Consider the following 13602-nt stretch of genomic DNA (forward strand, 5'->3'; position numbering starts at 1 on the left):
GAGTCATGGGTTATCCGCAATATCCGGGTGGGTACAACCCGTATCCGGCGTATGCGACCGGAATGTCGGCGCCGAGCGGGGCGACCGCGATCACCGCCGGGGTGCTGGCGTGTGTCGGCAGCGTCGGTGAATTGTTCGGTGGCGGAATTAGTTTGGCGTTCGGGCTGATCGGGTGGGAACTCGATGATTACGACACGACCGGACTGCTTTCCGAGGACTGGTTCCAGACGTGGGCCATCGTGTCCGGTGCGATCGCGCTCGTGGCCGCCATCGTGCTCGCGGTCGGCGCGGTCGCGATGTTCAGCAGGAAAACGTTCGGTCGGCTGCTCGTCGTCGTCGGCTGTGTCGCGGTGATCGTCTCGGATGGCGTCGGATTCGCGCTCACCCGATCCCACGACAGCTCGTCGGACAGCTACGGCGCCCTCACCGGCGGAGTCGGCGGCCTGTTGGGTCTGATCTTCCCCGTCGCCACCGCGATACTCGCCCTGCTCCCCATGACAAGCCGCTGGTTGGCACACACCCCGGTCGCCGCAGTCCCTCAGCAGTACGGCTACCCGTACCCGGGTCCGCAGCCCGGCCAGCCGTGGCCGCCGATGCAGCCCGGTGTGGCGGCTCCGGTCGATGGACAGCCGCCTGCCTGGGGCCCGCCCGGCCAGTGGCAGCAACCCGCAGCTGCGGTGCCCACTGCCGAGGCCGACAAGCAGTCGGCCGCACCGCAAACCGCATGGGCCCAGCCCGGACCGAGCTGGCAGCCGGGACAAGCCGGTCCTGCGCCCGCTGCTCAGGTCGATGGATCGCAGCCGAACTCTGTACCGCAAGCCGTGTGGGGTCAGCCTGGTCAGGCTTGGCAGCAGCCGGGACAAGCCGGTGGCTCTGTGCCCGCTGCTCAGGCCTCCTGGCAGCAGCCGCCTGCCAGCGCTCAGGGCAATGGGCCGCAGCCGAACTCCGCACCGCAAGCTGCGTGGGGTCAGCCTGATCAGGGCTGGCAGCAACCCGGGCAAGCCCCTGGCGCTGCTCAGGCCTCCTGGCAGCAGCCTTCGGCGCCACAAGCTGCCTCGGGTACATCCGCGCAGTCAGGTCAGGCTTGGCAGATATCTGGCGCTGCGGGAACCACTGATGAGTTCAACGGGCAGTCGGCCGCACCGCAAGCCGCCTGGGGTACGCCGGTGCAACACGGTCCCTCGCCGGATCCGATCGCGGGGCAGTCGTTCGTGCCGCAAGGCGCTTGGGGTGCACCTGCGCAGCCGGGTGCCGCGGCACCGAACGGCCAAGTCGCGTGGCCGCCGTCCGAGCCGCAAGCCGGGGACGCACCGGCACCGCCTGCCATTGGGCGCAACGATGAGACGTTGCTGCGGCCACCGTCTTCGGCACCACCGTCTGAGCCGCAAGTCGGCGCCGCGTCGGCACCGCCTGCCATTGGGCGCAACGATGAGACGTTGCTGCGCCCACCATCTTCGGCACCACCGTCCGATCCCGCTGCACCACCGCAGCCTGCGGATGACACCGTTTGGCGTCAGCCGCCGGTGTAGCCCTGGGGTGTCGAGTGACCATGTCGTGTGGCCGGTTGCCGCACGCAACCTCGGGCGTGTCGGCAGTCGGTGTTGCGGCACGCCGGATGAGGTCGCCTGGCCACAGCTGCCATCGGGCGCAACGACGAGACGGTGTTGCGGCCACCATTTCGGTGCCGCCGCCCGATCCCGCTGCACCACCGCAGCCTGCGGATGACACCGTTTGGCGTCAGCCGCAGTCGTAGCCCTGGGTGTTGAGCCCGGTCGTGTGGCCTATCGGCGCACGCAGCCCCGGGCGTGTCGGCAGTCGATGTAGCGGCACGCGGGATCAGGTCGCCGGGCCACCGCCTGCGTAATCCGGTGCCGCGGCTCTGGGCACACCATCGCCTCGAGTCCGTCGGTGGCGGCGGGTGCTGGGCTCCGCATCCGTGCTCGCGTGGGGCGGATTCCGCAGGTTCGCCTGACCGCTCGGGGCGGCTGATGGTCACGTTCCTGGTGATACCCCCGCCACGACTAGACGGTTGTCCGGCAGGATGGAATAGGTGACCCTCCTGCACCTGCCCAAGCCGAAGATGGTGGCGACCGATGTCGACGGCACCCTCATCGATCACGACGAGCGGGTCACCGCGCGCACCAAGGCGGCGGTGGACGCGTTGATCGGGGATGGTGTGCCGTTCGTGCTCGCCACCGGACGGCCGCCGCGCTGGATCGATCCGGTGGTCGACGGGCTCGGCTATGCGCCGCTGTGCGTGTGCGGGAACGGGGCGGTGATCTATGACAGCGCCACCGATCGGGTGCTGGCCAGCATGACGTTGAACGTGGAGACGCTGGCCTGGATCGCGGACCTGGCCGAGGAGGCGCTGCCGGGGTGCGGGCTCGCGGCCGAGCGGGTCGGCGAGAGCGCGCACGACGCGGTCACCCCGCAGTTCGTGAGCTCCCCGCTGTACGAGCATGCCTGGCTGAATCCGGACGACACCACGGTCGCACGGCACGAGGTCATCGACGCCCCGGCGATCAAGATGCTGATCCGACTACCCGGCGCACGAAGCTCCGACATGCGCACCGTCCTTGCCCCGCTGATCGGCGAGCGCGCCGACATCACCTACTCCACCGAGCACGGACTGATCGAACTGTCCGCCCCCGGCGTCACCAAGGCCTCCGGTCTGGCGATCGTCGCGCAGCGCCTCGGCGTCGAGTCCGCCAACATCGTCGCCTTCGGCGACATGCCCAACGATGTCCCCATGCTCACCATGGCCGGCCACGGCGTCGCGATGGCAAACGCCCACCCCGAAGCCAAGGCCGCCGCCGACGAGGTCGCCGAATCCAACTCCGACGACGGCGTCGCCCGCATCCTCGAACGCTGGTGGATCTGACCCGTCGCCGTCGCCGCTCCACAAGCTCAGGGGGAACAGGTGCAGGCATCGCGGGAGAGCGGAACTGGACCAGTTCCCCATGATCTTGATGTCTACCCAGGATTCGGGACTGCCCAGCGCGAATCCGCACCGCCGCTGCCTGGCCTCGCGCGCACGAATTCGCTTGGTGCGCATGCATTTGCCAGTCGTCGTGTGCGCGGGGCGCTGGAACGTGCGCGCGCTGACGGCGCGAGCATGAACGCAGTCGCCGCCCCGCAGCGGCCTCGCCTCGCGCGGATCCGTAGTGTCACGGGGGTCTCGCGCGCACGAATTTGCTTGCCGCGCAGGGGTTTGCCTGCTGGTGTGTGCGCGGGGCGCTAGAAGGTGCGCGCGGTGACGGTGCGCGCACGAGCGCGGTCGCCGCCCCGCACTGGCCTCGCCTCGCGCGAATCTGTAGCGGCGTGGCGTCGCTGGGTGGCCTGACGCGCACGAATTTGCTTGCTGCGTAAGGGTTTGCCTGCTGTTGTGTGCGCGGGGCGCTAGAAGGTGCGCGGCGCGGGGGTGTGGGGTGAATGCACTCGGAGCCCGCAGCGGTTGGCTGCGGGCTCCGAGTGGTGGCTGATTCTGGGTCAGCCTGCTGGTTCGGGGGCGGGTGTCGGGAGGAAATCTTCGGGGGCCGGGAACTGGAGAGCGTCGGGTGCCGGGGAGGGGAGGTCGGCGGGAGCTGGTGCCTCCGCCGGGGCGGGGGCCGGGACCTCGGCGGGTGCGGGAAGTTCTGCCGGAGCAGGGGATTCGGCCGGAGCCGGTGCGGGGGCGGGAGCGCCTGCGGGCGCGGGTGCGGTGCGTCCCGCATTCTGCTGATACGTGTCGTTGTAGGTCTTCCACACCGTGGTGACGATGCCGGTCACCTGGTTGAGGATCAGCGATCCGTACTGGAAGTCCGCGCGCTGACCGTTCGGCACGTTGTAGGCGTCGCTGGTCGGGAGGCCGAGGACGCCCGCGTCGCCGCCGAGTTGCAGGAAGCGATCGAGGATCGCGCCGAGCACCTCGATGACCTTGCCGTCCGGTGCGGTGTAGACGTAGCCGTTGGCGAACTTGGCGTACTGCTGGCCCTGCGCGGCGGGCATCGGCTCGGTCTGTACCGCGCCGAGTGGTCCACGGGAACCGCCCTTGTCGGCCCAGTGCTTGGCGATGGGGTTCTCGTTGACCATGCCGAGCAGCTTCTTGGTGAGTGCGGCCAGCGTGGTGAGGTCGGGCTTGTTGCGCGGTGCGGCCTGCGGGGCCGGGCCGGTCGCGGTGCCGTCGGTTCCGTTGTTCGCATAGCTGTCGGTGCCTTCGGTACCGCTGTTCGCGAGCTCCGCCCCGCCCGCGACACTCGCGGCGATTTCGCGAATTCGATCCATCTCTTCGTAGGCGGCGTCGCCGGGGCAGGCGGTGTTGCCGACGTCGCGGTGGGCGAACACGATCGGCAGGTTCACCGCCTGGCCCATGGCGTACGAGGTGTACTCCGTGCCCTCGGAGTACATGACGGTCTTGCCGAGCGGGTTGAGATGCGCGATCTTGGCGCGCCAGCCGATGAAGTTGCCGATCGCCTCGATCGATTCCTCGGTGGGCTGTTCGGAGGTGTAGTTGCCCATCAGCGCGACGCCCGCGGTGTTCTCGTTGAACCCGCCCGCGTGTGCGCCCTGCACCGCGCGGTCGAGTCCACCCGCGCGACCCTCGAAGATCTGGCCGTACTTGTCGACGAGTGCGTTGTAGCCGATGTCGCACCAGCCCAACGTTTGTGCGTGATAGGTGTAGATCGCGCGGACGATGCCCGCGGATTCTTCCTGGGTGTAGTCGTTGCGTCCGGCGGTGTGATGCACGGTGATGCCGCCGAGGCCGTCCTTGCCGGGACCGTCGTCGTAGGTCGGCTCTTCGCAGCGGATGCTTTCGTCGGCGCCCCAGCCCTCGCGGGTGATCACCTTGGGTCCGCCGCCGGGCGCGGGCGCGGCAACCTTGTGCAGCGCGCCGTCGATGGCGCCGCGGCCCGGATCGATGAGGACGGCGGTCAGGTCGATGCCAGACATCTGCGCGGGATCGTCCGAGCGCGGTGCGGGCAGGGTGGCGGCGTCCGGGGCGGCCGCGTCCGGTGCCGTTGCCGCGGCGGGCTTGCGGGTCACCAGCATCTGCACGGCGTTGGTGGTGCCGACGTAGAGCGGTTCGGTGCCGGTCTTGCCGCCTGCCGCCGCGCGATCGGTGCGCCGGGTGTCCACCGGTTCGGTGTTGAACCAGGGGCCCCAGGAGCCGTCGGGTTGGCGGGCGCGGAGCAAGGCCTTGGTGTTCGTCAGATCGGCGGCGGTCAGTGCGACCACGCTGAAGGGTGTTTCCCTGGTCAGTTCCTTGACCTGTGCGCCGACCTGGTCGGCCAGCTCGGGCGAGACCGCGCCGGGAGCGAGCGCGGGCGTGTCGGGTGTGGTGCCCGGTTCGAGTCGGGCGGGATCGGCGACGAAACGGGGGACGCCGGGAATGGATTGGGTGGGCGCCGGTGCGGTCTGCCCGGAATTGGGGACCTGCCCCGGAATGGTGTTCTGGCTCGGCGCGGCGGCCTGACCGGGAAATGCCGTTTGCCCGGGTGTGGCGGCCTGCCCGGGAATTGATGTTTGTCCGGGCGTGGCGGCTTGGCCGGGAATTGATGTTTGCCCGGGTGTGGCGGCTTGCCCCGGAATTGATGTCTGTCCGGGTGCGGCGGCTTGGCCGGGAATTGGTGTTTGTCCCGGTGTCGCGGCTTGCCCGGGGAATGGTGCCTGTCCCGGTGCGGCGGCCTGGCCTGGAAATGCTGTCTGTCCTGGTGCAATGCCCTGCCCGGGAGTGGCGTTCGATCCAGGTGCGGTGTTCAGACCTGGCGCGCTCTGCTGGCCGGGGGTGGCCGGATGCGGACCGTTCAGCTTGGGAAGAGGGATTTCCTTGGGTAGTTGCACACCCGGGGGCAGCGGTAGTCCGTCGGGAATGGGAATGGACGCGGGTAGCGGCAGCATTCGCAGATCCGACAGGTGTAGATCCGGCAGATCCAATCCGGTGAGTTCGCGCAGCGGAAGCACGATATCGGGGGCCGAGTTCAGCACGACCTCGGCCAGTTGCGCCGGTACGGCGGCGAGCTCGGATCCGGTGGTCGTGCGGTAGTCGGGCGAGTCGCTCATTGTGAGCGCCGCGAGCGGGGCCGCTACCGCAAGCGTGGTGACAACCGGGAGGACGTAGGAACGTTTCGGTTTGCGGTAGGGCACGAGCGTCTCCATTCAGGTCGAACCAGTGATCGTGTGCAAAACCAGGGTTGCTTCCTGATGTATCAACGATCACAATAGTCACAACTGTCACATATCTAAACCTCAGGTTGAGGATTATGTGATTGCTCGAATGTAGCTCTCGTAATGCGGCCGGATGGAACGACATGCCGACAGGTATCCAATCCGCCCGGCCCCGGAATACCGTGGGAGTGAACGGATGCGACGCCACACAGCACCGGAACGAAAGAGCACGGGGGGAGCACAAATGCGGGTGAAATCTGCGCGCAGAGCAAAACGAGCGACACGCCGGGGGCAGCGGCAGCGCGGACCGGGTCAACCTGCGCTATCCGGCCGTACGGTGCTGGTCGTCGGTGGTGTGACGCTGAGCGTCGGCGCCGTGCTGGTGCTGTGGGCATGGCCGGGGGAGACACCGTATCGGACGGTGGCGGGACCGGGTCACGGGCGCGGCATGAGTCAGCTCGGCGCGTTCGCGAACGCGCAGGAGGGGTGGACCGCGGAGAGAATCCTCGGGCACTACTACCCCGGCGCCACGCTCGGCACCGTTCCGGCAAACGCCGTGGGGATTCGGCTGACCGCCCAAGACGACTCCACTCTCGACACCTTCGCGGGCGCCGGTCTTCGCGTCGCCGGGCAGTTGGTCGAGGCCGGGCAGGCCGCGCATCTCACCCCGTTGCCGACCGGCGGCGCGAACGTGGTGGTGACGGTCGGGTGCGACGGCGAGGTGCTGTGGCAGGCGGCGACCGACGATCCGTGGGTCTATCCGATCGACCCGGGGCCCAACCGTCCCGCCGCGGAACACCTGACCCTGTGCGGTGGTTCGGGGTATCGCGGCGCGCTCGGGGTGGCGACGGAGAACGGGCAGGCGCGCACCGTCAACCGCGTCGACGTGGAGGATTACCTGCTCGGCGTCATCCCGGCCGAGGTGCAGGCCAACTGGGCGGACAAGGGCGGGGCCGAGGCGTTGCGGGCGCAGGCGATCGCCGCGCGCTCGTATGTCCTTGCCGAGCACCGTTATTCGTACGCGCAAAGCTGCGACACCACCGACTGTCAGGCGTATCCCGGTACCGCTAAGGAGGATCCGCGTGCGGTCGCCGCCGTCGCTGCCTCCGCGGGGACCGTACTGCTGCGCGACGGGCGAATCCTGCGGTCGGAGTACTCCTCCGCACCCGGCGGTGGCGAACCCGCCGACATCTACACCTTCGAAGTCGGACCCGCCCTGACCGATCTCGCCCCCAATGCGCCGAGCGTTCCATTGGATCCGCGCAAACAGGCCGCCGTCGGTGAATCACCGATCGACGTCGAATACCGGCGGATCGGTGGCCCGGCAAGCAAGGTCGGTCAGCCGCTCGGCCCGGAGATGGCACTGCCGGAAAACGCTGGTACGTATCGCATGTTCACCAACGGGGTCATCATCTCGACGGCCACCCTCGGCGCACAGGTAGTCGACTTCACCACGCTCCTGCAATTGGTGCCCGACCCAGCCGCGCGCGGAGGCGGAACATCCAGTGCGAGTGTGCCGTCGGCGCCCGGATCCACACCATCGGGCGCCGCCGTACCGCCGCTGCCTGAGTTGCCCCTGTCCAGCGCGAGCGCTCCGCCAGCCGCCCAGCCCGCTCCGCCAGCCGCTGGCGTGCCGCCGGTCCCGGATCCGGTCCCATCCAGCGCGAATGTGCCTCCGGTGCATGAAGCTGCACCGTCCAGCGACGGTGTGCCACCAGTGTCGGAATCTGCCCCGTCCGGCGCGAGCGCGCCCCCGGTGCATGAAACTGCACCGTCCAGCGACGGCGTGCCATCAGCGCCGGAATTCGCCCCGCCCAGTGCGGGTGCACAGCCGGTGCCCGCGTCCGCGCCGTCGGGTGCGAGTGTGCCGCCGATATCCCAGTCGGTCCCGTCCAGCGCCAGTGTTCCGGCGGTGCTTGAATCTGCGCCGCCCGATGCAACCGAAGTGCCTGTGCCCGAGGCGGTTTCGCCTGAAGCCCGCGTGCTGCCTGCCCACGAGCCCGTCTTGTTCGATACCAGCGCACAGCCGGTTCCGTCCGGTGCGAGCGTGCCGTCTGTCCGTGAACCTGCGCCGTCCAGCGTCGTCGTGGTGCCGGTGTCCGTGGCGGTCCCGTCCAGCGACAGTGTGCGGGCGGTGGGTGAATCTGCGCAGTCCGGCGCTGGCGGACGGCCGGTTTCAGCGGTGCTCCCGTCGGGTGCCGGTGTGGAGAGTGAGCCTGCGCCGTCCGGTGCGATCGCGTCGCCGGTGTCCAAATTGGTTCCGTCCGTGGCCGATACGTCGTCGGAGTCCGAGTCTGTTCCGTCCGATCCGGGCGTGCCATCCGCGTCGGCGTCGGATCCGTCCGTTGCCGATGCGCCGTCGACCTCGGAGTCTGTTCCGGCTGGCGCGAGCGAGCCGGTCGTGCCCGAGCTTGCGCCGTCCGGTGTCAGCGCAGTGCCTGAGCCTGCGCCGTCCAGCGTCGGCGTAGTGCCTGTGCCCGAGGCGGTTCCGTCGGCTGTGAGTGTGCCGCCTGCGTTCCAGTCCGCTCCGTCCGGCGTCATGGTGCCGCCTGCGCCTTCGGCGGCACCTGGGAGCACTGTTGCGCCGACTACCGCTGCTACTCCGACGCCGCGGCCGATGCCGATTCCGTCTGGTGGGGCGACGAGTGTTCCGTTCTCGCCTGGGTCATCGGAACCCGGTACGGCCAGGCGGTGATGGATCGCGGCGGCGGGTTCGCGGTAGTGGCGGTCTAGGCGGACACTTTCGTTGCCCTGCAACGATAGAAGCCCACCTGTGGCCGAAAGTGTCCGGCTAGGAAGGGGTTTCGGTATACCGGTGTCAGTCCGGTACGCCGTCTCCCAGCGATTCCGCGAGCGTGCGCAACAACCCCGCGAGCTGGTCGCGCGATTCCAGGTTCAACGACGCGAGTAGGCGCTGCTCGTTCTCCATGTGCTTCGGCAGCACGTCGTCGATCATCTGGCGGCCGGCCGGGGTGAGGCGGACGCGGATCACGCGGCGGTCTTCCGGGCACGGCAGGCGCTCGACCCAGTCCTTGGCCACCAGGCGGTCGATCCGGTTGGTGATCGCGCCCGAGGTGACCATGGCCACCTTGATCAGCGCGCCTGCGGTGAGCCCATCGTCGCCGCCGGAACGGCGCAGCGTGGCGAGCACGTCGAACTCCCAGAACTCCATGCCGAACCCGCTGAAGAACCGCTTGAGCTCCTGCTCGAACAGGCGCGACAACCGTTGGATGCGGCCGATCACCGCCATCGGCGAGACGTCGACCTCCGGCCGCTCCCGATTCCAGTGCTGGGTGAACAGATCAACCGCGTCCGCCATGACCGCTCCTCTCGACTCTAAGAATCTTAACATTGATCTACTTGACGTTGAGGTACCCGGCGGGGTAGATATTTCAACGTTGAGATTATCAATGAGGAGCGAACGACATGACCACAAGCACCACCCCGCGCACCGGAAACTCGTACGCGGGCACCCTGGCGCTCACCGCCCTCACTCCTATCGTCTGGGGCTCTACCTACGCCATCGCCACCGAGTTCCTGCCGCCGGACCGCCCGCTGTTCACTGCGCTGATGCGCGCACTGCCCGCCGGTCTCGCGCTGCTCGCCATCACCAGGGTGCTGCCGCGCGGCATATGGGTCGGGCGCGCCGCCGTCCTCGGACTCCTCAATATCGGCGCCTTCTTCCCGCTGCTGTTCCTCGCCGCGTACCGGCTGCCGGGCGGTGTCGCGGGCGTGCTGGGTGCGGTCGCGCCGATGTTCGCGCTCGGTCTGGCCACCGTCGTGCTCGCCGAGAAGCCCAACGGGCGCAAGGTGATTGCCGGTCTGATCGGCGTCTTCGGCGTCGCACTCGTGGTGCTGCGGGCCAACGCGCAACTCGATACCGTCGGTGTCATCGCCGGACTCGCCGGTGCCGCGTCCATGGCGGCGGGCACCGTGCTCACCCAGCGGTGGGGACGGCCGGAGGGCGTCGGTCCGCTCGCGCTGACCGGCTGGCAGCTGACCGCCGGTGGCCTGTTCATCCTGCCGCTCGCCCTGCTCATCGAGGGCGCGCCGCCCGCGCTGGACGCCGACGCGATCGGTGGCTACCTGTACATCGGCATCGTCGGTACCGCGGCGGCCTACTGGCTCTGGTTCCGCGGGATCTCCAAGGTGCCCGCCACCTCGGTCGCCTTCCTCGGTCTGCTGAGCCCGGTGTCCGCCGCGGTGATCGGCTGGATCGCGCTCGGTCAGGCGCTCAGCCCGCTGCAGATGCTGGGCCTGGTCATCGCGCTGGCCGGCACGGTGTTCGGCCAGATGGCGGGTAGGCCGAAGGCCGTCGCGGTCACTGTTCCGGAACCGACCGTGCCGGTCTTGGCGGGCGCGCGCTGATCCGCCGATAAAGAGGATTGACCTTGACGTAACGTCAACTTGCATGCTGGTTACACCGACGAGATGAGAAGGGAGAACAAGGTCGTGCGCACCGAATGGTCCATCCAGGATCTGGCCAAGGCGGCCGGTACCACCAGCCGCACGCTGCGCCACTACGGCCAGCTCGGGCTGCTGCCGCCGAGCCGGATCGGCACCAACGGATATCGCTACTACGACCAGGACTCCCTGGTGCGGTTGCAACGCATCCTGCTGCTGCGAGAACTCGGCCTCGGCCTCCCGGTCATCGCCGAAGTCCTTGCTGGCGAAAAGGACTCCGGAGCCGCACTGCGCACGCACCTGGAACTGCTTCGGCAGGAACAGGATCGGATCCAGCGCCAGATCGAGTCGGTGCAAACCACGCTGCAGAAGACGGAAAGAGGTGAACAACTTATGGCCGCAGAAGTTTTCGACGGCTTCGACCACACTCAGTACAAGGATGAGGTGATCGAACGCTGGGGCAAGGACGCCTACGAAAGCGGCGACAAGTGGTGGCGCTCGATGAGCGAGGCGCAGCAGCAGGCGCACTTCCAGACCCACCTGGACATTGCCGCCGACTACGGCAGGGCACACGTCGCCGGGCTCGCGCCCGACAGCGACGAGGTGCAGGCCATCGTCGCCAGGCACCGCGCCTGGCTCGGCGACGGTTGGCAGGGCAGGCCCGTGGTGAAGGAGGCCTTCATCGGCCTCGGCGAGATGTACGTCGCGGACCCGCGTTTCACGGCCAACTACGACGTGCACGGCGCGGGGACCGCGGAGCTGGTCCGGGACGCCATGAAGGTCTACGCCGCGACACACCTGTAGATCGCGCCCAACACACGGCCGGTACGCATACTGAATGCGTGCCGGCCGTCGGCGGAGAGAGGGCATCCGAGCAATGACATACGCCAGTGAGAGTCCGCGAGCGATCGCGCCCGCGGAGCCGAGCGGAGTGGTCGCGACCACCGCGGCAGTGCTGGCGCTGCTCGCCGGGTTGGCCAACCTGTGGGGCGAACGAAACGTGCTGAGCGCCCTGCGCGACGGCCCGCACCTCGACAAGTCCTTCGCCGTCTTCTCGATCCTCGGCGCTTTGCTCGCCGCGATCGCCCTCGTCTACGGCGCCATCATGCTGCTCCGCCGTGACGAAACCGCCCGGTACATCCTCATTCTCACCTCGGGCCTGCTGACCGCCTTCGCCCTCATCGCCCTCGTCTGCTCGCTCACCGGCTACCAGCCCGACTACGGCATCGACTGGCTCCCGAAGCAGCGGCAATCGCTCGAAATCGTCAACGGCACTTTCGACGGCCTGATCGGCACGCTGACCGCACTGCTCCATCGCGAGTGGATCGCCTCGTTGACCGCCGTGGTCCTGCCGCTGGCTGTCTTCCTGTTGGCCTCCTCCGGCCACACCGTCCGCTGGGTCGCTTACAAGCGACCCAGCTTCCGCGCCGAAACCCCTAGTAGTCAAGCGACTTTGGGCTCCACTGACGCTTAGCCGGGCCGCGCTCGAGTCATCCGGCACTGCTCGCCCGCTCGGCGCATCCCAATACCCGCCCGCCCCAACGAACTCCACACCCCTGAGTTATCGGCCCTCTTCGGGGTGACCTCGGAGGGATTGCATCAGTTGGTCTTCGGTGATCGGGGGGACCGGCAACGCGTGGGCCGCCGAGGCGCGAAGACCATCCAAGGTCAGGGCCAGATGACGGCGCCAGGCATCGGGCGCGATAGTGGCGGTGGCTTCCAGGATTCTGGTGTGCGACCAGGTGATGAAGGCAATGTCCTCGAGCACCCAGTCGGAGCGCAGGGCACCGGATTGCTGGGCGCGAGTGATGATTCGGCGCATGATGCCGTGGCCGTGCTCTTGCGCGTCGGCGATGGCGTGACTAGGTGCGGCGCGGACGGCCAGTTCACTGAGTAGGCGATCGGAAGCCTGGAGTTCGCAGACCTTTTCGACGAGGTAGACGAACGAATCCCACGGATCGTCGATGGCGAGCGCTTCCTCGGCGATGCGCCCGCCCGCTTCGATGCGGTCTTCGACGGCGGCGGCGATCAGGTCGTCGCGGGTGGGGAAGCGGTTGTAGAGGGTGCCGATGGCGACGCCCGCGCGCGCGGCGATCTCCTTGAGCGGGGCGTCGAGGCCGCGTTCTTCGAAGACCTCGCGGGCGGCGGTCACCAGCGCGTCGCGATTGCGGCGAGCGTCGCTGCGTAACGGCTTGTCCACGGGCATTCGCCGATCCTACAAATCAGGGCCCCGATTTATGTTGAGCATAGGTTCAAGTTAGTGCTACTGTCGGAAATCTAACTTGAACCATTGCTCAACTTAGTGAGGTAGGCATGTCGAAGACCATCGCGATATTCGGGTACGGGCCCGGACTCGGTGTGGGGACCGCGCGACGCTTCGGGCGCGAGGGTTTCCGGGTGGCGGTGATCGGGCGAAAGCCGGACAAGGCGCGGCGGCACGTGGACGAACTCCTCGCGGAGGGCATCGAAGCCGCAGCTTTTCCTGCGGACGTCACCGACGAGGCCCAGGTCCATGCCGCGATCGAGAAGATCGGCGCGACCTTCGGCCGGATCGACGTCGCGATGCACGGTGCGGCGGGCGACCCCGTCGACCGCATCCCGTCCACGCTCGCGGTGGACGTGCCCGCGTTGCAGACCCCGCTCGCCTTGAAGCTCTATTCGCCGATCCTGATGACCCGCGCACTGGCACCCGCGATGATCGAACGCGGCGAAGGCACCCTGCTGTTCTCCTCGGGCTTGTCCGACAGCCACCCGATGCCGTTCCTGTCCAACTTCGGCGTCGCCCTCGCCGCCCAGCGCGGTTACATCCGCCAACTCGCCGTCGAACTGCACGGCACCGGCGTCTACGCGGGCCTGCTCGACATCGGCGTACTCATCGGCAACAGCAAGGCCGAACAACTCGTCGACGAACACCCCGAGCTGTTCCCGGCCGACCTCGAGATCACCCGCATGGGCAATGCTGAACTGGGCGAACACTATTGGCGCATGTACACCCACCGCGACCAGGTCGAGGTCGAGGTCGGTTTCCCGGACTGAGCTGCTCCCGCACGCCGA

At 68.3% G+C, this 13602-nt stretch carries 10 protein-coding genes; 7 read left to right on the forward strand and 3 right to left on the reverse strand.

Annotation, left to right across the window (positions count from 1 at the left end; translation table 11 throughout):
• Positions 1 to 5: 5 nt before the first annotated feature.
• Both ACQPW1_RS01095 and ACQPW1_RS01100 read left to right on the forward strand, forming a co-directional pair.
• The gene (locus tag ACQPW1_RS01095; RefSeq protein ID WP_433660913.1) at positions 6 to 1529 is read left to right on the forward strand and encodes a hypothetical protein; all 1524 of its coding nucleotides are present in this window, start codon (positions 6 to 8) and stop codon (positions 1527 to 1529) included.
• 551 nt (positions 1530 to 2080) lie between these two features.
• Entirely contained in the window at positions 2081 to 2881 is an 801-nt protein-coding gene (locus tag ACQPW1_RS01100) for an HAD family hydrolase (protein WP_433665579.1), read from the forward strand.
• Positions 2882 to 3489: 608 nt separating this feature from the next.
• Here ACQPW1_RS01100 and ACQPW1_RS01105 read toward each other — a convergent pair.
• The gene (locus ACQPW1_RS01105) at positions 3490 to 6123 is read right to left on the reverse strand and encodes an N-acetylmuramoyl-L-alanine amidase (RefSeq protein ID WP_433660914.1); all 2634 of its coding nucleotides are present in this window, start codon (positions 6121 to 6123) and stop codon (positions 3490 to 3492) included.
• Positions 6124 to 6481: 358 nt separating this feature from the next.
• On the opposite strand from ACQPW1_RS01105, the gene ACQPW1_RS01110 reads away from it, so the two are divergent.
• Positions 6482 to 8839, forward strand: coding sequence for a SpoIID/LytB domain-containing protein (locus ACQPW1_RS01110; RefSeq protein ID WP_433660915.1), 2358 nt, complete (start codon positions 6482 to 6484; stop codon positions 8837 to 8839).
• 123 nt (positions 8840 to 8962) lie between these two features.
• Here the strand turns inward: ACQPW1_RS01110 and ACQPW1_RS01115 are convergent, their stop codons facing one another.
• The gene (locus tag ACQPW1_RS01115; RefSeq protein ID WP_433660916.1) at positions 8963 to 9463 is read right to left on the reverse strand and encodes a MarR family winged helix-turn-helix transcriptional regulator; all 501 of its coding nucleotides are present in this window, start codon (positions 9461 to 9463) and stop codon (positions 8963 to 8965) included.
• Positions 9464 to 9570: 107 nt separating this feature from the next.
• On the opposite strand from ACQPW1_RS01115, the gene ACQPW1_RS01120 reads away from it, so the two are divergent.
• The 3 genes from ACQPW1_RS01120 (at position 9571) to ACQPW1_RS01130 (ending at position 12022) form a co-directional block, all read left to right on the forward strand.
• Complete coding sequence (locus ACQPW1_RS01120) at positions 9571 to 10512, forward strand: EamA family transporter (RefSeq protein WP_433660917.1); 942 nt, start codon at positions 9571 to 9573, stop codon at positions 10510 to 10512.
• A gap of 63 nt (positions 10513 to 10575) precedes the next feature.
• Positions 10576 to 11352, forward strand: coding sequence for a MerR family transcriptional regulator (locus ACQPW1_RS01125; protein WP_433660918.1), 777 nt, complete (start codon positions 10576 to 10578; stop codon positions 11350 to 11352).
• Positions 11353 to 11425: 73 nt separating this feature from the next.
• Positions 11426 to 12022, forward strand: coding sequence for a hypothetical protein (locus ACQPW1_RS01130; protein ID WP_433660919.1), 597 nt, complete (start codon positions 11426 to 11428; stop codon positions 12020 to 12022).
• 87 nt (positions 12023 to 12109) lie between these two features.
• Here the strand turns inward: ACQPW1_RS01130 and ACQPW1_RS01135 are convergent, their stop codons facing one another.
• The gene (locus tag ACQPW1_RS01135) at positions 12110 to 12754 is read right to left on the reverse strand and encodes a TetR/AcrR family transcriptional regulator (protein WP_433660920.1); all 645 of its coding nucleotides are present in this window, start codon (positions 12752 to 12754) and stop codon (positions 12110 to 12112) included.
• Between the two features lie 107 nt (positions 12755 to 12861).
• On the opposite strand from ACQPW1_RS01135, the gene ACQPW1_RS01140 reads away from it, so the two are divergent.
• Entirely contained in the window at positions 12862 to 13584 is a 723-nt protein-coding gene (locus tag ACQPW1_RS01140; protein ID WP_433660921.1) for an SDR family NAD(P)-dependent oxidoreductase, read from the forward strand.
• Positions 13585 to 13602 lie beyond the last annotated feature (18 nt).

Origin of the sequence: Nocardia sp. CA-128927 (assembly GCF_050955855.1) — a bacterium.
GTDB lineage: Bacteria > Actinomycetota > Actinomycetes > Mycobacteriales > Mycobacteriaceae > Nocardia.

Coding starts and splice junctions, on each gene's coding strand:
- ACQPW1_RS01095 (WP_433660913.1), top strand. CDS start 6: ATGGGTTATCCGCAATATCCGGGTGGGTACAACCCGTATCCGGCGTAT.
- ACQPW1_RS01100 (WP_433665579.1), top strand. CDS start 2,081: ATGGTGGCGACCGATGTCGACGGCACCCTCATCGATCACGACGAGCGG.
- ACQPW1_RS01115 (WP_433660916.1), bottom strand. CDS start 9,463: ATGGCGGACGCGGTTGATCTGTTCACCCAGCACTGGAATCGGGAGCGG.
- ACQPW1_RS01120 (WP_433660917.1), top strand. CDS start 9,571: ATGACCACAAGCACCACCCCGCGCACCGGAAACTCGTACGCGGGCACC.
- ACQPW1_RS01125 (WP_433660918.1), top strand. CDS start 10,576: ATGAGAAGGGAGAACAAGGTCGTGCGCACCGAATGGTCCATCCAGGAT.
- ACQPW1_RS01130 (WP_433660919.1), top strand. CDS start 11,426: ATGACATACGCCAGTGAGAGTCCGCGAGCGATCGCGCCCGCGGAGCCG.
- ACQPW1_RS01135 (WP_433660920.1), bottom strand. CDS start 12,754: ATGCCCGTGGACAAGCCGTTACGCAGCGACGCTCGCCGCAATCGCGAC.
- ACQPW1_RS01140 (WP_433660921.1), top strand. CDS start 12,862: ATGTCGAAGACCATCGCGATATTCGGGTACGGGCCCGGACTCGGTGTG.